Genomic DNA, 25304 nt, shown 5'->3' on the forward strand with positions numbered 1-25304 from the left:
CAAGGTCAAAAAAGAGACCTTGCAGAGGATTCAATTAGACCGTAATTCTTCAGAGGTAATAATGACAACTTTGACAAAGTTTTACGATAGCCAATAATCCTCTCAAAACTTATTCATAATCCAAAGTGACAAAATAAGTAGTTCAACTTTGTAAAAGGTTAAAAATAAAAAAACCGCCCCAACAAAAAAGCCAGGGCGGCCAATCAATCAAACTACTAACCAATGAAAAAAGTTATTATCTCCAACCGCCACCAAGAGCTTCGTATAAATCTACGATAGCTTGTAGGCGATTGTTTTTTGCAGCAACCAAATCTAGGTTGGAGCTAAGTGCACGTTCTTGAGCGGTCAAAACCTCTAAATAGGTGGCAAGACCATTGTCCAATAATTCTTCAGAATAATCGGTAGCCAAACCATAAGCTTCGTTCTCGCTTTCTTTAATCGTTATTTTTTCTGAAGCTGCTTCTATTGAAAACATAGCATCCGAAACTTCTTTTCCGGCAACTAGCAAAGCGTATTTAAATTGCAGCAATGCCTGTTCCTGCTGTGCTTGCGACACTTCGTATTGCGTTCTTATTTTTCTGCCGTTAAAAATAGGTTGGGTTAACCCACCTACAACAGTAGCAAATAATGAGTTTATATTAAACAGTTTGTCCAAGTCTAAGCTCTGGAAACCACCGTTGGCACTTAATGTAAGCGAAGGGTAAAAGCTACTTCGGGCAACGTTGGTAAGTTCAAATGCGTTTACCAAACTGTATTCGGCCGCAATAACATCTGGTCTGTTGCTAAGCAGTTGCGATGGATAACCCGTTTTCAATGGAATATCTACATTTTGTTCGGCCAAAGTACCTCTATTCATTTCACGCGGAGCACTGCCCAAAAGGATTGACATTGTATTCTCCATCAATCGGCTTTGGGTTTTTAGATCTATTAAAATAGCTTGAGCGGTGTAAAGTTGAGCCTCTGTTTGTTTTACGCCAACTTCAGTAACGTTTCCAGCCTCTTTCAAAGCTATGGTTGTCTCTAAACCTTTGGTACGAGTTTCTATCGTTTCTTCTGTAACGCGTATTTGTTCATCTATTGCCAAAAGCTGATAGTAAGTAGCTGCTATATTGGCCACCAACCTGCTTTTTACAGCCTGATGCGCTGCAACGGTTTGTAGGTACGCAGCATCTGAAGCGCGTTTGCTGCTTCTAATTTTCCCCCAAATATCCGCTTCCCAGGAAAGTCCGCCCGCAACATCAAACTGATCTGCGGATGACATTTGTGAGCCAAATTGGCTACTCTCGGAAAATTCCTGATGCGTTGCCCTTGCCGTTCCATTCAAAGTAGGAAAATAACCTGCCTTTCCCTGTTTTACGTATGCCTCTGCAATTGCAATTTGTTTTAGCGCAATACGGATATCCATATTGTTAGTGAGGCCTTCTTCAATATAATCTTGAAGAATTGGATCTGTGAAAATCTCTTTCCAGGATAGTGTAGCCACGGACAAACTGTCTTGTGGCAACTGGTCTGTACGGAAATTTTGTGATTCCACCACTGTTTCTGGCCGGGTGTATTCCTTTGCAACAAAACAAGATTGAAGCGATAGGAAAACCAGCATTAACGCACCTCCTTTTATAAATTTCATATACCGATTTCTTTTAGTTTTCATCTTCAGCTACTTTTTCTATTTTATCTGGAGTTTTGCTTATTTTATCTTGTACCCATTGGAAAAAGATATAGAGAATAGGAATTACAAATACTCCGAATATTGTACCAATAAGCAATCCACCAACGGCTCCTGTACCAATGGCTCTGTTACCACGTGCGCCAATTCCAGAGGCAAAAACCAAGGGTAATAACCCTACAATAAATGCAAGGGATGTCATCAAGATAGGACGAAGTCTAGCCTTGGCACCATCTAATGCAGCATTTAGGCGCGTAAAACCATTTCGTCGCCGCTGTATTGCGAATTCCACAATTAAAATTGCATTTTTAGCAAGAAGTCCGATAAGCATTATAAGTGCAATCTGGAAGAAAACGTTGTTTTCCAAGCCAGCGAATTTTGTAACAATATAGGCTCCAAATACACCAATTGGCACTGAAAATATTACTGAAAACGGAATCATATAGCTTTCGTACTGTGCTGCTAGAATAAAGTACACAAATAATATTACCAGAATAAAGATAAAGGTGGTCTGGTTTCCTGCTGAAATCTCTTCCCGCGTAAGGCCAGAGAACGCAACAGAATATTCCTGCGGCAAGGAGCTACTCACTTCCTGTACCGCATTAATTGCATCACCGGAAGAATATCCAGGAGCGGCCGCCCCGTTTACACTTGCCGAGTTAAAGAGGTTGAATCGCGTTACCGATTGAGGTCCATAAACTCGTTTTAAGTTGATAAACTCAGTAATTGGCGCCATTTCATTTTGCGAATTTCTCACAAATATCTGGTTCAAACTTCCAACCGTGGCTCTATCTTCAGGCAAGGCTTGAACAAAGACGCGATATTGTTTTCCGTAGCGGGAGAAATCGGCTGTGTAAATACTTCCTATATATCCTTGTAAGGTTGTAAGAATGGAGCTCACGCTTATTCCTGCTTCCTTAGTTTTGGCAATATCTACATCTATTTCGTATTGCGGATAATCTGTATTAAATGAAGATTGGGCATACATTATTTCCGGCCGCTGCATTAGTTCTTGCAAATAGGTTTGGGTTACGGCACTTAGATCGTTAAAACTGCCTCCCATTCTATCTAGAACCTTCATTTCAAAGCCAGATGAAATTCCGAATCCTGGCACACTTGGCGGTTGAAAGAAGAGAATTTTAGCATCGGGAATGGTTGCAGCTATCTGGAAAAGCTTCCCTGTAATAGCTTCCACCGATTTACTATCTTCTTTTCTATCTTCCCAATTATCCAGTTTTATAAAACTAATACCATAGTTACTACCAGAACCACTTATAATACTGAAACCATTAACTAGTGAAAAGTCACTAATTCCAGGAACATCTTTCATTTTTTCACCTAGTTCTTGCGTAACGGCTACAGTTCTATCTAAAGATGCTCCAGCGGGCAATTCAATATTGGCTAAAATTAAGCCTCTATCCTCATCAGGCACAAATCCAGTAGGAGTTGTATTTGATGCCCAAACAATACCGGCCACACACACACCAAGGAATAAAACTGTAATCCATTTGTGTTTATATAAAAACCCTAGCGATCTTACATATTTATTAGTAGTTACGGTAAATGCCGTATTGAATTTACTGAAAAACCGATCTAAAAAATTCTTGTTTTTATCTTTTTCGTCATGAGATTTTAGGAAAATAGCACATAATGCCGGACTCAAGGTAAGCGCATTTACGGCCGAAATTGCAATAGCTACAATTAGTGTTACCCCAAATTGTTCATAGAAAACCCCGGTAGGCCCCGTAATAAACGTTACAGGAATAAATACTGCTGCCATAACCAAGGTAATGGATATAATAGCTCCCGTAATCTCATCCATTGCAGAATGCGTTGCTTTCAAAGCGTTTTCCGCTCCTTCCTCAAGCTTGGCGTGCACGGCTTCCACCACAACAATAGCATCATCCACCACAATTCCAATGGCAAGTACAAGCGCAAAAAGCGTAAGCAGGTTAATGGAGTATCCAAAGAGATTTAGGAAAAAGAAAGTTCCTACAATAGAAACCGGAACTGCAATTGCCGGAATTAATGTAGATCTAAAGTCCTGAAGGAAGATAAACACCACGATAAACACTAAAATAAATGCTTCAATAAGTGTGGTTATTACCTTGCTGATGGAGGCTTCCAAAAACTCGTTTGAATCGAAGTTAACAATATACTTTAGTCCCGTTGGGAAGTCTTTATGCATTTCTTCAAACTTCTCGTGAACGGTACGGATAATTTCCTGCGCGTTAGAACCTGCAGTTTGATAAATTGCCATACTTACCCCCGGATTTCCATTGGTAAACGAAATAGACCCATAGTTTTGAGCATCTAATTCAACATCTGCAACATCTTTTAGGGTAAGGAATTTTCCGTTGCCTAAAGATTTAATAACAATATCTTCATATTGTGAAGCCTCTTTGTACCTACCGCTATAGGTAAGAACATATTCAAAAGACTGGGCGTCGTTTTGCCCTAACGAACCAGCAGCAGCTTCTCTACTTTGCTCTCTAATTGCCGCTGTTACATCTGACGGTTCTAGTTTATATGCCGCCAATTTTTCTGGTTTTAACCAGATACGCATTGCGTAATCCTTACTTCCAAATACATTTACCCCACCAACTCCATTAATCCTTTTTAGTTCTGGCAGTACGTTAATGTTCAAATAGTTTTGGATGTACGTACCGTCATAATCTTCATTTTCAGAATACACGGTAAGAAACATCAAGGCGCTAGTCTGCTGCTTTTGGGTAATAACCCCAGACTGGGTAACTTCTGAAGGCAACAATGCACTTGCACGGGCAACACGGTTCTGCACGTTTACTGCGGCAATATCTGGATCTACGTCTTGATCAAAAAACACATTGATACTTGCGCTACCGTTATTACTTGCAGTAGAGGTAATATACGTCATCCCTTCAACCCCGTTAATTTGCTCCTCGATAGGTACAATCACACTTTCAAGAACCGTAGCGGCATTTGCTCCTGGATAATTTGTGGAAACCTGGACTGTAGGCGGCGCAATTTCAGGGTATTGGGTGGTGGGCAAGGCAGTTATACCTAAAACCCCTAATATTAATATGATAATGGAAACGACACTCGATAGAACGGGTCGTTCAATAAACTTCTTGATCATAGTTTCTTCTTATTTGAATACTTTGTCTAATCCTTTTGCTATGCTATCAAATGCTACAGGTTGTGCAACAATGGGTGTTTTATCCCGTAACTTCCCTACGCCTTTGGCCACAATTTTTTCACCGGGTTTTATCCCGTCCTTAACCACAACAATATTATCTACACGATCCAAAATATTTATCGAGTTTGAAACCGCTAAGGTATCTCCCTGTACTCTATATACGTATGTAACCCCTTGTCTTTCGTAAGTAGAAGCAGCAGGCACTACGATGGCATCATCATACTGTTTTGGAAGTTGTATTTTACCACTGTAACCACTTGACAACATACGATTTGGATTGTCAAAAACCGCTCTAAACGACACTGTTCCCGTAGAAGGATCTACTTGCGAGTTTATCGTTTCTATCGTACCTTCTTGGTCATAAAGACTACCATTGGCCAATATTAAACGAACTTTAGGTAAGTTTTTAATTTTATCTTCCAATGTTTTTCCTTCATTGGTTTCAATAAAATCTAAATAGGCTTTTTCATTTAAGGAAAAGAAAGCGTAAATTTTATCAATATCGGCTACCGTGGTTAATGGAACTTGCGAAGTAGGACTAATCAAGGCTCCTTCTCTAAAAGGAATAGAACCTACATAACCATCTACCGGACTTTTTACAGTAGCATAAGCAATATTAGCGGCAATAGCGTTATAGCCGCTTTTGGCTTGGGCTAATTTTGCTTTGGCGGTTTCCAACTGCACACCACTAATAATATTTTTCTCCACAAGAGGCTTTAGTTTATCAACCTCAACCTGCGCAGCATTAACATTTGCTTTTGCAGCTGCGGCATCCTGACTTAAAGACTGAGTTTCCAACTTAAAAAGTGTTTGGCCTTTCCTCACTTTTTGCCCTTCATCAACCAACACATCAGTAAGATATCCAGACGTTTTTGCGCGCACTTCACTGTTTACGATACCCTCTAAACTCGTAGGGTACGTAGTATATGCTGTTACCGTTTCCGTAGGAATGGTAACCACAGGATAAGGCATTGCCTGCGGTGCTTGTTGCGCTTGGCCTTTATCATTGCCACAGCTCACAAAAAATAAACAAATGCCCACCATACCGGAAAGCAAATAAGTGAATTGTATTTTTTTCATTTTAAATTATATTAGTGGTGATTATGGTTTTCAATTAATCGAGTTCTCAGGTTTTCCATCAGGATTTTGGCCTGCTCCAAATAGTTTAAATATTCATTGTGGAAACCTAAATCAAATCGTTCATCAGAGTCTTCAGGTAAATCCTTGTTGACATCTTTTTTATAATTGACAATTTCTATATGAATTTCACGCTCATCTTTCCAATTCTGAAGTATCTCATCCATGGATCTGATTAGAGCATTCGGACTTAATATGAAATATTTTTTACGATCGCCTGGTTTGGTGTAATAGGTGATCCTATGCGAAGCCTGTAATGTTGTAAGATGTGTAAATATGGTGCTTTTACTCGCTTTAAGATCACAGACAAGATTCTCAAATGTTTCTCCTTTTCTGCCTTTCAACACCAGATTTGCAAGAATACGAGCGGCCAAAGGAGCTAATTGTTCCTTACTCTCCAAGTGCACGCCCATTTTTTCAATTAGTTCATTCCTCCTATTCAAAACATCTAAATTTATTAACAAAGCGGCAAAGATAGTGCTGGTTCGCAAAAAACCGAACCAAACAGAGTTTAAATTTTTGTTAATATTTTTTAGCTTATAGAAAAATACTTCATATCTAAGTGATTGGCATTAAAAATTAAGAAAACCTAACAAATTGGGAGTCTCATTCAGATTCCGTATTTCCAAACGGAATGATTTATATAAATACCACAATGCATAAATCTATACCTTACTTATTTTCAAGCTATTAAACATCTATTTTTTATAGGGTAGGTTTATGAAGTTAATATCTTTGCCAAATAATTTAACAAACTTATATTTTATCATGAACAAACTTTACACCCTACTTCTATTAATAGTGACCACATCGGTTACTTTAGCCCAACCAGGCACCCTTGACCCCACGTTTGGAACGGACGGAATTGTCACAACGGCAATAGACCCAAACTACAATTTTGCTGAAGCTACAATAGTCCAAGCCGACGGAAAAATAGTAGTGGCTGGCAATGCTGGAACTCCAGCAGACTTTAGAATGGCAATCGCCAGGTATAACACAGACGGATCTCTAGATTCATCTTTCGGCAACGGCGGAAACTTGCACTTTAACGTAGGCGCGGTTAAATCCTTCATTATGGACCTAGCACAGCAACCCGATGGAAAAATTGTTATTGGCGGACGTACTTGGGACAATGAATCTGGAAATTTTGCACTGGTTCGTCTTAATGAGGATGGCAGCTTTGATGATACTTTCGGAACAAATGGTATTGCTCATATTATAACATCCGAAGCCGATGTATCTGAAAAAATCTCATTATTAGACGATGGTAAAATAATAGTGGCTGGTTACAGAGATAATAATTTCGCAGTAGCCAAATTCAATGCTGACGGTAGCGTAGATTCAACTTTTGGTATAAATGGATGGTACACTTTTATCTTTGAAAATGCTGAGAGTTTTGCCACAGATATAGCAATTCAAAATGACGACAAAGTTGTAATCTCCGGATTTGCCCATAATACCGATAATCGTTTTCAAATAACTGCCGCAAGACTTACTGCCGACGGTAATCCAGATAGCTCCTTTGGAACAAATGGGAAGGTGATTTTTAATGTAGGTGACTGGAACGATTTTGGTGAAAGTATTGCAATACAGAGTGATGGAAAAATTTTGATTGCTGGTCATAAATGGATCGCAAACGCCCAACAACGACACGACTTTTTTGTAGCTAAATTGAATACTAATGGTAGTCTTGACACTTCTTATGGAGATAACGGAGTTGGTACTGCACGCTTGGTAGATGGCGCAAACTATACTTCTGAAATGGTTTTGCAGGCCGATGAAAAGCCTGTTTTGGTTGGATCTACAGTATTAAACGGCGAATACAACTCGGCTTTGGTTAGGTTTGATACAGATGGTTTCCCCGATTTTAGCTTTGGAGACGAGGGCATGACAAGTATTGACGTAAATGGTCGTGAAGATTATGGAGAAGCTATTGCTCTTCAAGCAGATGAAAAAATTATTGTTGCTGGCTATTCATATACTGCTTCAGGATCCGATTCAGAATTTGTGGTTACACGTTTCCTAAATGATGGAATGGTAGGAACCGAAGATTTTCAAAATCTTGAATTTAATCTTTATCCCAACCCTGCAACAGATCAACTAACGCTAGAATTGAACGATGCTACCTCAACGTATCAAATTGACGTTTTTGATGTGTTGGGTAAAAGAGTAATTTCCACCGAAATTCAAAAAGTTGGTACTATCAATGTTTCAGCATTGGCCCCCGGTACTTACGTTTTAAAACTTAATTCTGATAATAAAGCAAACGCTATACGTTTCGTAAAGCAATAATTTCTTCAGAAGTTAAACTATAAAGAGGCTACGGTAAAAGTAGTCTCTTTTTTTATTGAATAACCTCAATCTTTATGTTCTCTTTCATTTCGTTCCCTTCACTATCCACAACTGTTAAAATATAGGTTCCAGGTTTAGGCGAAACAGCCAACTCATGAAAAGTCTCAGTTTTACCGATATATTCTGAATCTAAATACCAATACACGGTGTTTTCCGGGGAACGATGCGCTAGTTTAAAAATCACTTCATTTATATTTTCTTCAAAGTTCTTCGGAAGCAGTACTGTTTCGTTACGCTTTGGATAAATAAAAGCCATCAAGCTTTCCCCGGCTTTTAAACATCCAGGTGCAAACGGTGGTAACGGCTTATATTCTGGATGAAGCGAGGCATAATAATACTCCATTACCGGCGGAAGTGTAAACCAGTTTTTTTGCACCATTCTTGAAAGCGGATAACAAGACGAATTAACGCGATAATTTTCAGTCTCGTTCAAAAACACCTTTTGATGATACGGACAAGCTTCGGTGCGTATTCCGTTTTTTGGAATCCATTCCATTTGCGTCTCTTCACAGAAAACACTCGCCAAATGGCCGCTTTTTGTACAAATTTCAGTTTCAATCAATTCATCATAAGGAATTTGAAACCAACCGCTTTTCGGTAAAATATTCAATACATCAAATAAAATGGGCGCTGCGGCTTGAATACCAGTTAATCCTGGTCTACCTTCTCCAGTTGCGTTGCCTGCCCAAACCCCGATTGCATATTTAGGGGTAACGCCAACCGCCCAAGCATCTTTAAACCCATAACTTGTTCCGGTTTTCCAAGCAATAGGTTGGCTACTTGTAAAAAACTCCCAGCTTTCTTCACCCAAAGGCCGATTTACGTTTTGCATGGCATCAAAAGTTTTATAAATGGCACCTGCATTCCAAACAGCAGGGTTTTGTTTAGTTTTTCCAATCTCGATAGCTATTGGGTCAATTTTGTCATGCCCCTTAACATAAACAGGATCGATAAATTCATTTTCTCTATATTCACTAGAAGAATTATTGAAGAAGTTTAAGGTTGAAGCCATTCCCGCATAAGCCTTTGTAATATCCCACAAACTGCTTTCTGCGCCGCCAAGAATCATTGATAATCCATAATAATCGGCCGGTTTATCAACAGCTTTTTGATTGGTTTTTGCCAGAATATTATAAAAGCGTTGCAGCCCAAAATCACGTAACATTCTAACCGAAGGAATATTCAACGAACGCGACAAGGCTAAGCTCGCAGGCACCGCACCATTAAATTTTTTGTCGAAATTTTCAGGACTATAACCATTTACCGTTGTAGGAACATCGGCCACCAAAGTGTTTGGAAGTATTTCTCCGGCATCCAAAACCGAGGCAAAAAGAAAAGGTTTTAATATACTGCCCGTACTTCGTGATCGTTCAATAATATCTACATAATTATTGTGCTCTCGAGTTGTTGGCGAATTACCCACATACCCCAAAACTTCACGGGTATCAACATCCATCACCAAAACCGCAATATTGTGAATTTCATTCTGACTCAACACATAATGATGCTCTTTTACAATGTTGTTCAACTTTTTTTGAAGCGCAAAATCAATAGTAGTTTTTTGGCGATTTCCACGATGTTCCTTTCTGATTTTTTCGGTTAAATGCGATGCAAATTCTGGCAAAGGCATTGGTTTTCCCGGGAGGTTTTCGTCTAAAGCTAGTTGATAGGTGGTTTTATCAATTACATTATTATTGAAGAGTTTTAACAATAATGTATCTCTTTTCTTCTTCAGAATAGCTTCATTTTTACCTGGGAATATTAACGATGGCGCATTCGGAAGCACGGCCAGAGCAGCAGATTGCCCCCAACTCAATTCGCTAGCGGGAATGCCAAAATAACGCCAAGAAGCAGTTTCTAATCCAACCACATTTCCACCAAAAGGTGCGTAGGAAGCGTAAAAACTCAGGATTGATTTCTTTGAATAACCTGCTTCCAAACGGGTTGCTTGAAAGATTTCAATCAGTTTTTCAAAATAGGTTCGTTTTTTATTTTTTCTTGAAAGCCGAATTACTTGCTGTGTAATTGTACTTCCGCCTCGTCGAGAATCGGTGGTAAGATTATTCCAAAGCGCTTTTGAAATGGCAATAGGATTAAATCCGGGATGCCAATAAAAATACTCATCCTCAAAGTACAGGATACACTTCTCAAACCGTTCCGGCACCGAATCCATTTGTGGAAAACGCCATTGCCCATCATCGGCAATTCGTGCACCCAGCATTTGCCCGTTGCTACTTTCGGCTATTGTTGCAGTGGGAACATCAAATAATGGCGAGGGCAGACAAAAGAACCACACAAAGAATAAAACTAGCAGGACGCTGAGTTTTATTTTGTGGTATTTTATAAAAGAATATAAAAATTGTATTTTCAAGTTATGTTCGTAGTTAATTAAGCATCTTGTGTCAGTCTAAACCCGTCGAAGACCTTGTTCTACTGCACCTCGATTTTGTTTACCAGAATGCTTCGACAAGCTCAGCATGACACTGTTACTTTTAATTGCTTTATGGAGCGGAACTTTGACAAAGTTTGAAACTTTGTCAAAGTTAAAATTCGGCAATTTTTACCCAGATTCCCTTATTTCGAGCAAAATAGGAGTTGTCATACATTCCCTCAACCTGCGTTCCCGGTAAATAATAGGTTCCTAAATAGGAAGCATTCAATTTAACGGTGAACGTTTTAGTTTCATTTGTGTTCAAGTTGAAAAAGAAATTCACGCGGTCATCACGTATATCAGTATAACGCGCGTTTCCGCTTGCCCCGCCGCCCAATTCACTAAAACTGGTATTTACAATCTCCCAACCACTTGGGAAAATCTTTGTCAAGGCAACGTTATTAATCCTATCATCCGAAGTATTCGTAACACTCACTTTTGCAACGATTTCGGTTCCTTGGCGTAACGTGGATACATCCAAAGGTTTTCCGGCACCATCCAGATATTGTGATTTTAGTGAAAGGTTTCGCTGTTCAGCAAGTTCATCGCCCAAAGGCAGTTTTCCCTGTTGCGAAAGGGTAACGTAAACCACATTCCCCTTATTATTGGTTACTGATACTGAATTGCCGCCCATCACAAAAGATAGATCTCGCTGTGCAATGGCACGATCTGTTTTAACTTCAACCGTTTTTCCACCATTTGTGAAAGTGAGTTCCATGGCTTTACCGCCGTTCTTCTCCACCATTTTCGCCATGGCAATCAAGCCATAAGCTGTTTCCTGCGTGCTGTACCAACGGCTGGAAGATAAATTCTTGGCTACTGATTCTGCCAAACTGCGTTGTTTTGCATTATCCAGCAAAACCATGGTTTCCAGCGCCATAGCGCGATTTCTAAAAGGTGAACCATAGGTGTAATAGTCAGCTTGCTTGGGCACAAAATTGATGTTTGCCGTTTGGGCAATCTGCTCTGCCACATTTTTCTTCCCGGCTAAAGCATATGCCGCGGCCAGTCGCCATTTGGCATTATTGCTCAATTCTTTGCTTTCCCGAAGACGGTTCATTGCAGCAAGCTCTGGTTTTCCAGCCAAAGCCAAGGTATAAAGCCTGTACGCCTGTGTTAAACTGGAGTTATAAACTGCATAGCTGTTTCGCCATTGTCTGGCAGCATTTTGTTGATATAGTAACCAATTGCTCATAAAACTAATAGGAAGCGCATATCCCTTTTGTTTGGCTTCCAACATAAAATGCCCCGCATAGGTAGTGCTCCAGTCATCGGCTTCGCGTTCACCGGGCCAGTAAGTGAGTCCGCCGTTGGCAAGCTGAAATCTTCCGAGACGCTGGATGGCTGACTTCACATTTTTCTCTATTTTTCGCTTTTTGTCATACGGAATATCAAAAATGTCCGCTAAAAACAACTGCGGAAACGCTGCTGAGGTAGTCTGCTCCAAACATCCGTATGGATAATTGATAAGCCATTCCATTCGCTTACCAAAATTCATTGGCGGCAAGGTTGAAAACTCAATAGTGGCAACATTGCTTCCAGGAACGCCAAAAGTTTCAAAATCTATGGTCTGTGTTGCATTTGCTTCCAAGGTATAATCAGTGGCTTTTTGTGAAATAGGATTCGGGTTTTCCACATCAATTTCAACCTTATAATTCGCTTTTTCGCCGTTGCCTGAAGCTTTAACTTCAATGGTCTGGAATTCGTTGGTCGGTAGAACGTCAAATTCAAAGTTTACAATCTGTTCTCCTGGTTCACTAAATGAAACAGTTTTTGAAGCACCATTAATCGGTTTTAAGGCATCACCAGTTTTTACCGTTATCGTAGCATTTTTAACTTTGTTTTCCATAGCAAAAACGGTAACGGGAAGGGTAACAGTTTCACCTGGTGATAATTTCCGCGGAAGCGAAGCCAACACCATAAGCGGTGTGCGAACGGGCGTAGTTTCTTCTGCATTACCATAGGCACTTTTGGAGTTGTCGCCCGCAATTACCATAGTCCGGACCGAACCTACATAATTTGGCATCAATAAATCATGGGCTGCGGTCTTCCCTGCCGCGAGTTCAAATGGCCCTAGATATTTTACAACGGGTTTAAAACGGTCTGCCTTTCGGTTTTTTGCACCCAAAGCAGCATCGCCTCCACCAATTGCATAAATATTATCCACACTGCCGGAGTATGCACCAATTACATAATCGAACATATCAAAAGTTTTCACGCCAAGCGCTTCACGACTGTAAAAAGCCTCGTGGATTGGAGGAGTTGCAAAACGGGTTAAATCTAATAAGCCTTCATCAACAACAGCTAAAGTATAGGTCATGGGGCTGTTATTTTCCTCGGAAACCTTTACGGTATATTTCTCCTCTGGTTTTAAAACTTTTGGCATTGTAATCTTTGGGTAAAGAATGGTTGAGGCATCTTCAACCGTAATGGGAATCACCCCATAGAGCCGCATTGGCAAATCGTTTTTTGTCTGATTGTGCGGCTGAAGCAAGGAGATATTCACATAAATATTGGGCGCCATTTCCTCAGTAAGTTTAATGACGGCCTTGGTTTCTCCTTTTTTGGTTTCAATCCAATGTGTTTCCAAAACTTCAGTACCATTCTCAACGCTAATTAATGCCTTGCCACCACTTCCCGAAGGAAAGGTTATAACTGCCTCCTCGCCAACATTATATTTTTCCTTATCTGCTTCAAACACCAGCATTTTGGCACTTTCGGCATCGCCATCGCTTGGTCGCTGCGACCAGTTTTTATAAAAGTAAGTAACGCGACCCGTGGCATGACCGGATTGTTTATCGATAACGCGAATCAAGTACCTTCCCCTTTCTTCATTTGGAATATTGACTGTGAATTTCCCTTTCCCAGAACCATCAGTTTTAATATTGAATTCCTTTACTGGTTTGTGCACCGTAGCGTTTTCATAAGTAGAAAGATTGTCTGAACCGCGATTCCACCACCAACGCCATTCAATCTGAAATACTTTTACTTCAAGGTCTCGATTGGCAGTAGGTTTGCCTTGTGCATTGACAGAAATAACATCAAAAGTGGTGTTTTCATCCGTAAAATAAGAGCCGTAACGCCCTGCTTCTGGTGATTTCAAACCGACAAAATGTGAGAATGGGGCTAAATCCTTTGAAAAAATATCCATAGAAAAATCGCCGCCACCTTCATATACTTTCGTAAGAAAAGTAGCTTTTAACATTCCAGGAGCGTTTTTTCCAACTTCCAGATTCTTGCTAAAAGAAGTACTTCCTTCCGAAGAAAGTTGCGCATCTAAAACAGGAATTTCCACCTCACTAAATTTTCGAATGGGGTCAATAAAGTTATATTTCGAATATTTTGGAAATGCCGAACTGCTTGCCCGAAGTGTTGCGGTCATATCAATTTTCAAATTGCGAGCTGGCGAGCCATGAAGCCACATAGCGCTTGCTGTTCCTTTTACAGGCTTTGTTGCATCGAGAATTTCATCCTCAAAATCTAACTTGATCTTTAATCGATTAGGTTTTATCGTTGCCACCTTTAAAGTATGGCTAAATTGAGCACCGCCAACCGTAATTGTAGCATTCCAGTTTCCAGTGGGTGCAGAAGCATCGGTTGCAATTGGGAAATAATAGAATCCCTCCTGAACTCCCGGTCCCCCTCTGCCTTCGGCATCTCCCCCCGAAACCCCTCCGCCTTCGGCACCCCCCCTTAAAAAAGGGGAGGAATTTTTGGTTGTATTATTTAACGTCGTTCGTTGGACGAGTTTTCCACGGGCGTCCGTTACCGAAAGGGTAACAGGATGGTTTTTTGGTAGTGGGTTGGCGTTGTCATTTAAGACAAAAGTGAGATGGATGCTGTCTCCTGGGCGGTAAACACCACGTTCGGTGTAGGTATATCCTTTTAAGCCTTTTTGAAGTTTTTTCCCTGAGATATCAAAATTACTCATGGAAAGCGCATTGCCGTCCTCCAGCTTTACGTAAGCAAAATTATTGCCTTTTTGGGCCACGGCAAAGGCTACATTTTTATTGCCGTCATAAAGGGTCATTCCATCACTTTGCGATGTAACAGTTGCAATAGGTTGTTGTTGATAGTTGAAAAGCTTGATTTTCACGTCGCCTTCCGGTTTTGCTGAAATGAGGTTGGTGGTTACAAAATGATACGAGCGATTGCTTCCCTTTTTTACAATCATCCCTAAGTCTGATCCCAAAATATTGGCAGTTACTACGCGATCCTGATTATAATAAGCAGGATGGCACGGGTTGTCGCGCTGCTTCCAATTATAGGCATAGTTTCGCCAACTATAAAGCTCATTATCCCAATAGCGTTGTTCGCGAAGCTCTTCATCTTCAAAAGAATCCGCTTCATAATTAGTGTTTTGCTCATAATAATCACTATTGTCATTCTCCCCGCTACTGACTTCCGTAGAAGCAGATTGGGCACAATCATACGTGATGTAATCTTTTTTGAAACTAAACTCCAGTTGGTATATAGCTCCGGGATCTGCCTTAAAATATTCCGAGAGATTCACGGCATAGGCTTTCCAAGTATCATTATTCCCCAAGCCCTCGTTTTTTAACGAAATGGTTTTTTTGGCAATTCGTCTTCCAACACGACGAATATCATACGTATTCCGATCATTTAAATTATAGTTTTGAAGAAACTGCAGCACATTGTCTTCATAAATTTTTATAACCCTAACATCAACTTTGGAAAGGTTTACCGCTTCAAAATAAACAGGCGTTGAAGTAGAGTTTGGGAGAATTACCCCTTTTGAAATCATGCGTACAGCAGGTTTTAATTGCTCAAAGGAAACCAATTCAGAAAATTCATTTTTTAAACCAATGCCCTCCATGTTTTTAATTCCCGTGAAAACTGTCACTTTTACATTACCCACCACGCGATTTGGCGGATATACATTTAATACATTGCCATCAACCTCATATCGCAGATTATTGGTCTTTTCCATAGTTACCAATCCCGCAAAGTCTTGATCTTGTTTTAACGGATCGGAGAAGTTAATGCTCAATACTGCTGAAGGTGCTATTGTGCTACCAATATCAACGATAGTAAAATTGTTTTGCCCCGGAATCTTAAACGTATTTTCGCCCTTGCTTTCGGCCCCAATAGGTTTACCATCCCATTTGATAAGAATTTCAGAGTCGTCCATTTTCCTGTTGATACTATCTATGGTGAAGTTAAAGTATTGTGCATCGGCTGCTTCAGCGTTCCATTCCAGCTTTAAGGTATTGCCATCTTGCGAAGCGGAAACCAATTGCTTCGCCTTTTCTAACGAAATAACATCCGAGGCTTCGATGGAGGCATTGACATATTGAAATTTCTTGCTGTAGGACTGCAGTTTATCCAAATCGACTTTAAAATTGGGCGTAATGGTGTGGAAACTGAAAGTGTAGGTTTTGAATTCTTTTGAAATGTCTTCGTAAAGTTTTCCGAGTTTTACCGTAACGCTGTATTCCGTATCGGGTTTTAAATTTTCCGAAGGCTGAAAAATTAAGGTTTTTCCGTTTTCAACTATTAGTTTCCCCTTGGTATTGGGAGAAATACTCAAATAGTCTTCGGCCTCAAGTTCCTGAGTCATTTCAAACTGCTCCAGCGGATTTGCCAGTTCAATGCGAATATCCGTGGCCACCGATTTATTTCCATAAGTGTTATATGAAATATAATCTTTAAATTTAAACAAGTTATCGGTTTCTGAATGCTTGTTATTGTCCTCACAAGAAGCGACAAGTATCACTAAAGAAAGAATCAATAAACGGTGAAGGTGTTTCATAAAGGCAATTTTTGGAAAATTTAAAAGTAATGGAAAAATGGATGTACTGCAATTGGTGTTCCAGAAAAAGTTGGAATTCGGAAAGGGATGGGGCTAAAGCCCCTTTTCTTTGAAGATTTTTTTCCCCGAGCTAAAGCACGGGGCAATGGTTAAAGCCGAGAGGTTATTCCAATAATTTTGCTTCATTGGTATAGATTAATTTTAGGTTTTAGCGATTTGATTTATTCAGGGGAAGGGAGTTGGGCTAAAGCCCGTGAAGGCATCGAACATTTTAACCCCCGGGCTAAAGCACGGGGCAATGGCTAAAGCCGCAGGGTTATTCTAAACTGTTGCTATTTTTTTTGAATGCCCCCAGCTTCAGCTGGGGGTTAAGATTGGGTGTTTAAAACTGGGCTTTAGCCCAATCCTTTTATTAATCTTCAATGTGCGGGTTGGGCTAAAGCCCATGCACAACCTGAGCTTGTGAACCCCGGGCTAAAGCACGGGGCAATAGCTAAAGCACGGGGCAATGACTAAAACACGACAAAACGCAATCCTTATTTCAGAGTTTGTTTTAACATTGTCCCCAGCTTCAGCTGGGGGATAAAAAGCAAGATATTAGGGGGCTTTAGCCCCATTTCCTACTCTTTATCATAAATCCCAATTACCAATTCTCCTTCAGAATTCATCGTGGCACGGTACATCCCGGCAGTATTGAATTCCATCGCTACATTTCCATCTTTATCGATGGCAACAATACCACCATCACCTCCTAAATCTGGCACTTTTTTCTGAATTACTTCCCGCGCGGCCTCTTGGAGGCTCAATCCCTTGTATTCCATCAAGGCAGAAATATCATACGCAACCACCGATCGAATAAAAAATTCGCCCCAACCAGTAGAAGAAACCGCACAAGTGGCATTATTGGCATAGGTTCCAGCCCCGATAATTGGCGAATCTCCAATTCGGTTCCAGCGTTTGTTGGTCATTCCGCCAGTTGAGGTTCCCGCAGCAAGATTACCGTGTTTATCGAGCGCAGCACAACCTACAGTCCCAAACTTTGAATCTTTTATATACGGATCTTCAAAATTGTTCGATTTCAACCGAGCTAAGGCCCCTGAATGCTCCGAAGGAGTGTGCCGAAAGGCCGTTTCCCTCTCCAAAATCCTTTGTAAAGACCTGTGCCTATTTTGCGTATAAAAATATGAGGTATCCATCATTTTATAATCCAAACTTTTCGCAAATTCTTCGGCTCCTGCTCCATAAAGCAGAACGTGATCGCTTTTTCCCATAACGTCCCGAGCCAGATCAATAGGGTTTTTGATATGCCGAATTCCTGCCACTGCACCAGCATTCAGCGTAGCGCCATCCATTATGGAAGCGTCAAGCTCATTTCTTCCTTCGTGTGTAAAAACCGCCCCTTTTCCAGCGTTAAAAAGTGGCGAATCTTCCATTACGTTGATGGTTTTAGTAACGGCTTCCATAGAAGTGCCACCGTTTTTTAAAACTTCATGACCTACCATAATAGCTTCCTTTAGTTTAGTTTTATAAGCTGTTTCTAGAGAATCACTCATGTTTTCTTTCAGGATTGTACCTGCGCCGCCGTGAATTACAATTCCGAAGTTATCTTTCTCTGCTGAAGTGCTGTTTGAAGGCTTTGGTTTTTCGGCGACAGATTTTTCTCTGTTGTCGCAGGCTATTATTACGATGATAGTGATAAAGTAAAATAAGATCTTTTTCATAATTATTTTTTGATAAATGTGAGGTGCTAATTTTTAATTCATAAGGTCTAACTTTGATATTTAGCACAATCGTAAAATTGTGATTCAAATTTCAATACGCTAAGAATCAAGTCTTGTTTCTTGATTCCAAAAGCATAGCGATTCCAAAAGCATAGCGGTCTTGTTTCTTTTCTTCATTCCTTTTTCATTTAAAGCATTTTCCCGTATTTTTACTAATCAGTTATACCGATTATGATTTGAAATGACGCATAAATGCTTCTTAAAATCTATATCGCCATAATACTTTACTGAAACAAACACGACCTTAAATATACAAACAATGGCAATCAAAAAACCTTTCAACCTCAATAAATGGATAGAAGAAAATCGGGATAAGTTGAAACCACCCGTGGGAAACAAGAACCTTTATGTGGATTCTGGCGATTATATTGTCATGATTGTTGCTGGACCAAACGCCCGTAAGGATTATCACTATAACGAAACTGAAGAGCTTTTTTATCAATTGGAAGGCAATATCCAGGTGGCCATTCAAGAAAACGGCGAAAAGAAAGTAATGGAACTCGGGCCAGGCGATATGTATCTACACCCAGGAAAAGTACCGCATTCCCCCGCCAGAAGTGCCGGTTCAATCGGTTTGGTGATTGAGCGAAAGCGCACGGACCTAAAAGGAGAAGATGGCCTACTCTGGTTTTGCGACAATTGCAACCACAAGCTCTATGAGGTTTACTTCCCCTTGAGCAATATTGAAACCGATTTCCTAGAGCATTTTAAGCATTTTTACGCAAGCAAAGAGCTGCGCACATGCGACAACTGCGGTACTGTGATGGAAGCCGACAAACGTTTTGTTTCTGACGAGGAATAACCATTGATTTTTATTAATTTCGCAATCGTTTGATTATTAATTAGAAAAATAAAGATTGATGAGTGAAATTGCAAAAAATTTTGGAATTGATAAGGCCCTGGAAGAGCTAGGGTTAAACAAAGATATAAACCACGGTACTTCTACCGGGAAGGATTTTTTCGGAAACGGTGAAATCATTGAATCTTACTCTCCCGTTGATAACGCATTGATAGGAAAGGTTAAATCTACCACCAAAGAAGACTACGAAAAAGTAATAACCACTGCAAATAAAGCTTTTAAGGAATGGCGCACGATGCCAGCTCCACAACGCGGTGAAGTTATTAGACAGTTTAATGACGAATTGCGCCGTTTAAAAGAACCGCTTGGAAAATTGGTTTCTTACGAAATGGGAAAATCATACCAAGAAGGTTTGGGCGAAGTTCAGGAAATGATAGATATCTGTGATTTTGCAGTTGGTCTTTCGCGCCAGCTACACGGATTGACAATGCATTCTGAGCGCCCTGGCCATAGAATGTACGAACAATACCACCCGCTTGGCGTTGTTGGTGTAATTTCAGCATTTAACTTTCCAGTAGCCGTATGGTCTTGGAACACTGCGCTAGCTTGGGTTTGTGGTGATGCATGTATCTGGAAAGGATCTGAAAAAACACCTATTACAAGTGTAGCTTGTCAAAATATTGCAGCTCGCGTATTTTCTGAAAATGGGTTGCCAGAAGGACTTTCTTGCTTAATTACCGGTGATTATAAAGTTGGTGAAATGATGACCAATGATGAACGCGTACCATTAATTTCTGCAACCGGATCTATTAGAATGGGTAAAATTGTAGCCCAAGCGGTTGCTAAGCGTTTAGGAAAATCCTTATTGGAGCTTGGTGGAAACAACGCAATTATCGTTACACCAGATGCAAACGTTAAAAACACCGTGATCGGTGCTGTTTTTGGAGCCGTTGGAACTTGTGGCCAGCGTTGTACTTCTACACGTCGTTTGATTATCCATGAGGATGTTTATGATAAAGTAAAAGATGCGATCGTTGATGCCTACAAGCAAATTAAAATTGGTAATCCGTTGGATGAAAACAACCACGTTGGTCCTCTAATTGACAAAGACGCGGTAAAAAATTACCAAACAGCATTGGAAGAAGTGGTAAAAGAAGGCGGTAAAATTTTAGTTGAAGGTGGCGTTTTGGAAGGCGAAGGCTACGAAAGCGGATGCTACGTAAAACCAGCTATTGCCGAAGCAGAAAACCATTATGATATTGTACAGCACGAAACTTTTGGACCTGTATTGTATATTATGAAATACAAAGGCGATTTGCAAAATGCCCTAGATTTACAAAACGGTGTAAAACAAGGTCTTTCTTCTGCAATTATGACTAACAACTTGCGTGAAGCAGAACGTTTTCTATCTGTAGAAGGTTCAGATTGCGGAATTGCAAACGTAAACATCGGAACTTCCGGAGCCGAGATTGGTGGCGCTTTTGGTGGCGAAAAAGAAACAGGTGGCGGCCGCGAAAGTGGAAGCGACGCTTGGAAAGTTTATATGCGCAGACAAACCAATACAATCAACTATACAACTGAGCTTCCTTTAGCACAGGGTATTAAGTTTGATTTATAAGTCAAGCACTACCCCAGAAGGGGAATAAAGTAATTTAAACGTAAAAAACCTCAAAGTTCTAGAACTTTGAGGTTTTTTTAATTTCAGCTCCTCCTCTTTGGGAGGGTTGGGTGGAGACTACACTATCCCATTCGGTTCTACCCACTTAAAGCGGTTTGCGTCTTCAGGAATTTGTATTCTGTCTGCAATACGAAGCATTCTTGATGGTAACCTAACTAAATAGTCACGCGCTTTTTCAGCTTCATCGGTAAGGTTTGTCATTTTTGAAATTTCCCAATGGGCATTCAATTTTTCAAGAATATCTATATAATCGTACGTAGTATAAACTCCCAAACGTTGTGCTGCATTACTAAAATCATCAAAAGCAGATGCCATTTTACCACCACTTTGACGCAGGTTTTGAGCCGGCATAATAATTTTCTTCTTCATCATATCGGCAAAGGCAAGCATCATTTCGCTGGCATCATATTCAAAAATTGATTTTACAAAATGACGATACGCCAAATGGTGACGCATTTCATCTCCGGCAATAAGATTACACATTTTAGCAAGTGACTTATTCCCTCGTTTTTTGGCTATTTTGCCCACGCGACCATGCGAAATATTAGTGGCTAGCTCTTGAAAACTGGTATAGATAAAATTTCTATATGGATCGCGACCTGTACCTACCTCAAAACCATCATTGATTAAATGATGCGTGGTTATTTCTACCTCTCTCATATTTACCCTTCCAGATAAATACAAATATTTGTTCAATGTATCGCCGTGTCGGTTCTCTTCACCCGTCCATTGACGAATCCATGAGCTCCAGCTGTTACGGCCATGTTGGTCTATACCTTCCATATCCATCAACCAACTTTCGTAGGTTGGTAATGCTTCTTCTGTAACCATATCGCCTACTAGTACAATCCAAAAGTCATAACCCAATTCCTTGGCTTCTTCACGAATTTGATGTACTTCATCCATATACCCTTCTTCTTGAAAGTTAGGCAGAAGATCAGTGGGTTGCCAAATTTTCTCAGGTGGAATAAGGTATTGATCTATATAGCTGCCAACTTCCTTTTCCAGGGTTTGCATTACTTCAAGTCGTATGTTTTTAAGTGCCATGTTGTATTTTTAAAGGTAATAACAAATATAGTAAGGGAATGCTGAAATCTATAATAAAGAAGTCTTAATTCCTGCCATTTTCGTCCGGATAAAGCGAATGAACGGCTTCACTTTGCCATATCTCCTTAGAATCAACATCTAACATTGAGATTTTACCCTTGAACGCAGCGCCGGTATCAACGTTCCAAACATTGGCAAAATTAACGGGTTTATCATAACCAACCCGCGTAACAGGAGTATGGCCAATGTAGATTTCCTTAAAAAGTTTTAAACGCTTTGGATATCTGCTGTCGTCTTTTGAAATAGTTGAATCCAGTGCACAAGCCATTTCCCATAAAGTTCTATCCCAATAAACCAGATTGGGGTAATATTCATTTTGGGGACCATGTTGGTTAGTAAACCCCGCATGTAGAAAAAGTCGGTTTTTTTCATCAACATGATAATTTTTAAGACGTTCAAGAAACCGACGGTGGATGCGCTTTTCGGTTTTTGAAAGTTTTGAATAGCTCTGCACACTACTCTCCCCGCCCTGACTGAGCCACATGGGGTTATCATCGCCCGTTTTTAAATATTTACAGAGTAACTCATCGTGATTGCCGCGAACAAAAACACAGGTATTCTCTTGCGAAAAATTGATTAAGTATGCAATTACCTCAGCCGATTCGCTCCAACCATCTACATAATCTCCAACAAATATGTAGGTAGTGCCCAATGGAAGGTTTGCGTTTTCAATTAACTGCTTCAAGGCTTTATACCCGCCGTGAATGTCTCCTATTACAACTGTTCTCATAAATTAATTATAACTAACTTTTCTTAAAATTCGCAAGGCTTCCTTTGTAAGTTGATAGGTGCTTGCATCATATTCCCGCAAAATCGTTTTAGCTTCCCATAGTTTTTCCTTGGCCTCCTCAAAATCATTCAAATAACAAATTAAATAGGTTGAAGGCAGGTTGCGAAGATCCTTTTCTTCAGCATTACTAAGCGGAACTCCTTTTTTTAGCTTTTTCATTACCGCATTGTTGGCATTGTAAATATGGTATAGGGATTTTTTGTTGAAACGTGGCGGATCAAACAAAAGGTTTGAATTCATTTGATAGGAACCGTTTTCGTTAAATTGAATGGTAACCTCTTCCAACGGATAGTATTTAAATTCCTCATTCAATCCCAAATGTACATATTCTACCGTTTTAAAATAGTCATCTGTAAAGACAATGCTCACCTCGTCCAGATCGGAATAAAAGAGTTGCACCTGTTCATTGATCAGCTCAATATCAACCCGCGAGTAGTATGTTTTATCTCTAATTTTCTTCAATTTCCCTGCCCAACAGACCACAAATTGCTCTTTGTAAACCTTATAATGGCTTTCTAAATCTTTATGGCGATTGTTGATAAAATCCATTACGCCATCTAAGGTCAATTCTATATTGTTTTTAGCGGCGTTTTCAATAGATTTTACAATTTCTGAATTAACATCTTCAATTATAATATCAAAATCCTTTGGCATTGAAATGCTTCCGTCTCGAAGAAAAATAGAGCCGCCCCAATACTTCCAAATATTTTTACGCAAGGAAGTTATTTTTCCATGTGGGCGAATTGTAACGAGACCAACCACCTTTCCGGAAGGCAAATTGGGGAAAGGCACATTTTCATAAATTATCAAAGGCGCATTTGTGAGGTACGCATTTATCAGGTTTTGAATCTTGCTGTCGTCAAAAAAATCCACACCCCTTATTTCATTAGTTTCATCTTCAACCCCAATTACAATAAACGAGTTATTGGCCGGATTACTATTGCTGAGCGCACAAATATGTTTTAAGAATTTTGCCTTTCCCTCTTTACTGCCAAGATCAATTTTTCGTTTTTTATCATAAAAACTGCTCTCGTCGTTATGGGCGAGTAAGTTTTTAATAAGAAGACGCTTGTTGATCATGGTTTCGGGTTTCGGGTTTCAGGTTTATTAAAATATTTTTTTAATTATTTATAATATTATAGTTCAATGTCTAAATATAGTGGGTAAAAGTTTCTTCCCTTTAAAAGAAAGGACATCCATCTCGTTTAACGAGACGCGGCTATAAATTTTCAGTAAGTCCCAACCCTTCCCCAAGGGAAGGGAGCCAATTAGGGAATAAATTGTAATCAGTTTTAACATCAAAACATACCGCCCAAATCAATATTTGCAAAAATCAACACAGAATAAAGCTATATTTATTATTAATCAAAACAATTCTACTTCAATTTATCCACTACAAATCATATAAAGCCAATATTATTCTGTCAAGATTCTTTAAAATACTGTGCATTATAAATCCAGTAGAAGCACTTATAGTCTTTTTTTGAAGTGAAGCGTTTTAGATTATACTCCAAACATCTTTAGAAATTATCTTTCAATTCTCAAACCTTCAAATCCACAAACCTTAACTTTAGCTACTATTTGAACCATTTAATTTGAAGCTTTGTTTACAATAGTGGATGACGCCTGATCTAAACACATTACAGTTAAATCTGCAATGTTTACATGTGGGGGGCGTGTTACGGCAAACCATATAATCTCTGCAATATCTTCTGGTTTTAAAGGCGTATAGTTTTGGTAAACTTTTTCGGCACGATCGGTATCGCCTTTAAATCGCACATCGCTAAATTCGGTTTCCACCAAACCTGGGTTTATAGCGCCAACTTTTATTCCCTTGCCGTTTAGGTCCAATCGCATACCTTGGTTTATGGCATCAACGGCGTGTTTACTGGCGCAATAAACATTTCCTTTTGGGTACACCTCTTTTCCCGCAGTACTACCAATATTGATAATCTGGCCCGATTTTCTTTCAATCATTTTAGGAAGAATTGCCTTTGAAACATAAAGCAAGCCCTTCACATTTATATCTAACATCGCGTCCCAATCATCAGTATTTCCTTGCTCAATAGTATCCAGGCCGTGCGCATTACCAGCATTATTTATTAAAATATCTATTTCTGAAAAGTGCTTCGGAAGCGAATCTACGGCCGAAAAAACAGCTTCTTTATTACGAACATCAAAATTTAAGGTAAGCACTTCGGTTGAAGCCGAAAGTTCATCGGAAAGCTTTTTTAATCGCTCTTCCCTCCTTCCACAGAGAATTAATCGCACTCCGTTTTTTGCAAAATGTTTTGCGGTTGCCATTCCAATACCCGAAGTTGCTCCGGTAATAAATGCTGTCTTTTTCATATGTTTTCGTTTAATTTTTATTTCTTCTATGCGCAATAATTACATAAATTATTTCGCTTTAACTTTTTCTAAAAATACAATTTATAGCCTGTTTAATGAAAGGCTATACCAGCAATATTAAAAATCTTAACAGATGCCCACAAACACTAAGAAAAGTTTAAGTCGGGCCCTTTCTTAATTTAACCAATTGTTAACAAGGTTTTTGCCAATTAATGTACAATTTGCAACGTCTTTTATTAAGGCATTCTACATTGAATCTAAAT

14 protein-coding genes are annotated in these 25304 nt (G+C 39.7%); 3 read left to right on the forward strand and 11 right to left on the reverse strand.

Features of this window, described 5'->3' with window-relative positions; genetic code table 11:
* Nucleotides 1–235: 235 nt before the first annotated feature.
* The 4 genes from QPK98_RS10885 to QPK98_RS10900 are packed head-to-tail and all read right to left on the reverse strand — an operon-like array spanning nucleotide 236 to nucleotide 6424.
* Nucleotides 236–1651, reverse strand: a complete 1416-nt coding sequence (locus QPK98_RS10885; protein ID WP_310993362.1) for an efflux transporter outer membrane subunit — start codon at nucleotides 1649–1651, stop codon at nucleotides 236–238.
* Complete coding sequence (locus tag QPK98_RS10890; RefSeq protein ID WP_310993363.1) at nucleotides 1641–4784, reverse strand: efflux RND transporter permease subunit; 3144 nt, start codon at nucleotides 4782–4784, stop codon at nucleotides 1641–1643. The genes QPK98_RS10885 and QPK98_RS10890 overlap by 11 nt, the downstream gene beginning before the upstream one ends.
* 9 nt (nucleotides 4785–4793) lie before the next feature.
* Nucleotides 4794–5924: an efflux RND transporter periplasmic adaptor subunit gene (locus QPK98_RS10895; RefSeq protein ID WP_310993364.1), complete on the reverse strand. Its 1131-nt coding sequence runs from the start codon at nucleotides 5922–5924 to the stop codon at nucleotides 4794–4796.
* An 11-nt stretch (nucleotides 5925–5935) separates the two neighbouring features.
* Nucleotides 5936–6424 (reverse strand): GbsR/MarR family transcriptional regulator, encoded by a 489-nt coding sequence (locus QPK98_RS10900; RefSeq protein ID WP_310993365.1) that lies wholly within the window; start codon nucleotides 6422–6424, stop codon nucleotides 5936–5938.
* A 325-nt stretch (nucleotides 6425–6749) separates the two neighbouring features.
* Between QPK98_RS10900 and QPK98_RS10905 the strand changes: the two genes are divergently transcribed.
* Nucleotides 6750–8273 (forward strand): T9SS type A sorting domain-containing protein, encoded by a 1524-nt coding sequence (locus QPK98_RS10905; RefSeq protein ID WP_310993366.1) that lies wholly within the window; start codon nucleotides 6750–6752, stop codon nucleotides 8271–8273.
* 52 nt (nucleotides 8274–8325) lie between these two features.
* Here the strand turns inward: QPK98_RS10905 and pbpC are convergent, their stop codons facing one another.
* The 3 genes from pbpC to QPK98_RS10920 form a co-directional block, all read right to left on the reverse strand.
* On the reverse strand, nucleotides 8326–10629 hold the full coding sequence (gene pbpC, locus QPK98_RS10910) for a penicillin-binding protein 1C (RefSeq protein ID WP_310993368.1): 2304 nt from the start codon (nucleotides 10627–10629) through the stop codon (nucleotides 8326–8328).
* 247 nt (nucleotides 10630–10876) lie between these two features.
* Nucleotides 10877–16537, reverse strand: a complete 5661-nt coding sequence (locus tag QPK98_RS10915) for an alpha-2-macroglobulin family protein (protein ID WP_310993369.1) — start codon at nucleotides 16535–16537, stop codon at nucleotides 10877–10879.
* A 620-nt stretch (nucleotides 16538–17157) separates the two neighbouring features.
* Nucleotides 17158–18258, reverse strand: coding sequence for an isoaspartyl peptidase/L-asparaginase family protein (locus QPK98_RS10920; RefSeq protein ID WP_310993371.1), 1101 nt, complete (start codon nucleotides 18256–18258; stop codon nucleotides 17158–17160).
* A gap of 319 nt (nucleotides 18259–18577) precedes the next feature.
* Between QPK98_RS10920 and QPK98_RS10925 the strand changes: the two genes are divergently transcribed.
* Nucleotides 18578–19120, forward strand: coding sequence for a 3-hydroxyanthranilate 3,4-dioxygenase (locus QPK98_RS10925; protein WP_310993372.1), 543 nt, complete (start codon nucleotides 18578–18580; stop codon nucleotides 19118–19120).
* A 58-nt stretch (nucleotides 19121–19178) separates the two neighbouring features.
* On the forward strand, nucleotides 19179–20735 hold the full coding sequence (gene amaB / locus QPK98_RS10930) for an L-piperidine-6-carboxylate dehydrogenase (RefSeq protein ID WP_310993373.1): 1557 nt from the start codon (nucleotides 19179–19181) through the stop codon (nucleotides 20733–20735).
* A 117-nt stretch (nucleotides 20736–20852) separates the two neighbouring features.
* Here amaB and QPK98_RS10935 read toward each other — a convergent pair whose 3' ends face one another.
* From QPK98_RS10935 to QPK98_RS10950, 4 genes are all read right to left on the reverse strand, one after another.
* Nucleotides 20853–21842 (reverse strand): acyl-ACP desaturase, encoded by a 990-nt coding sequence (locus tag QPK98_RS10935; protein WP_310993374.1) that lies wholly within the window; start codon nucleotides 21840–21842, stop codon nucleotides 20853–20855.
* A gap of 64 nt (nucleotides 21843–21906) precedes the next feature.
* Nucleotides 21907–22632: a metallophosphoesterase family protein gene (locus QPK98_RS10940; protein WP_310993375.1), complete on the reverse strand. Its 726-nt coding sequence runs from the start codon at nucleotides 22630–22632 to the stop codon at nucleotides 21907–21909.
* A 3-nt stretch (nucleotides 22633–22635) separates the two neighbouring features.
* Nucleotides 22636–23772 (reverse strand): ATP-binding protein, encoded by a 1137-nt coding sequence (locus tag QPK98_RS10945; protein ID WP_310993376.1) that lies wholly within the window; start codon nucleotides 23770–23772, stop codon nucleotides 22636–22638.
* 510 nt (nucleotides 23773–24282) lie between these two features.
* The gene (locus QPK98_RS10950; RefSeq protein ID WP_310993377.1) at nucleotides 24283–25041 is read right to left on the reverse strand and encodes an SDR family NAD(P)-dependent oxidoreductase; all 759 of its coding nucleotides are present in this window, start codon (nucleotides 25039–25041) and stop codon (nucleotides 24283–24285) included.
* Nucleotides 25042–25304 lie beyond the last annotated feature (263 nt).

The sequence above is a fragment of the Aequorivita marina genome (genome assembly GCF_031631895.2).
Lineage (GTDB): Bacteria > Bacteroidota > Bacteroidia > Flavobacteriales > Flavobacteriaceae > Aequorivita > Aequorivita marina.

Bases quoted from the DNA above. Each gene is read 5' to 3' on its own strand.
- QPK98_RS10885 (WP_310993362.1), bottom strand. From the start codon at position 1,651: ATGAAAACTAAAAGAAATCGGTATATGAAATTTATAAAAGGAGGTGCG.
- QPK98_RS10890 (WP_310993363.1), bottom strand. From the start codon at position 4,784: ATGATCAAGAAGTTTATTGAACGACCCGTTCTATCGAGTGTCGTTTCC.
- QPK98_RS10895 (WP_310993364.1), bottom strand. From the start codon at position 5,924: ATGAAAAAAATACAATTCACTTATTTGCTTTCCGGTATGGTGGGCATT.
- QPK98_RS10905 (WP_310993366.1), top strand. From the start codon at position 6,750: ATGAACAAACTTTACACCCTACTTCTATTAATAGTGACCACATCGGTT.
- QPK98_RS10915 (WP_310993369.1), bottom strand. From the start codon at position 16,537: ATGAAACACCTTCACCGTTTATTGATTCTTTCTTTAGTGATACTTGTC.
- QPK98_RS10920 (WP_310993371.1), bottom strand. From the start codon at position 18,258: ATGAAAAAGATCTTATTTTACTTTATCACTATCATCGTAATAATAGCC.
- QPK98_RS10925 (WP_310993372.1), top strand. From the start codon at position 18,578: ATGGCAATCAAAAAACCTTTCAACCTCAATAAATGGATAGAAGAAAAT.
- amaB (WP_310993373.1), top strand. From the start codon at position 19,179: ATGAGTGAAATTGCAAAAAATTTTGGAATTGATAAGGCCCTGGAAGAG.
- QPK98_RS10935 (WP_310993374.1), bottom strand. From the start codon at position 21,842: ATGGCACTTAAAAACATACGACTTGAAGTAATGCAAACCCTGGAAAAG.
- QPK98_RS10940 (WP_310993375.1), bottom strand. From the start codon at position 22,632: ATGAGAACAGTTGTAATAGGAGACATTCACGGCGGGTATAAAGCCTTG.
- QPK98_RS10945 (WP_310993376.1), bottom strand. From the start codon at position 23,772: ATGATCAACAAGCGTCTTCTTATTAAAAACTTACTCGCCCATAACGAC.
- QPK98_RS10950 (WP_310993377.1), bottom strand. From the start codon at position 25,041: ATGAAAAAGACAGCATTTATTACCGGAGCAACTTCGGGTATTGGAATG.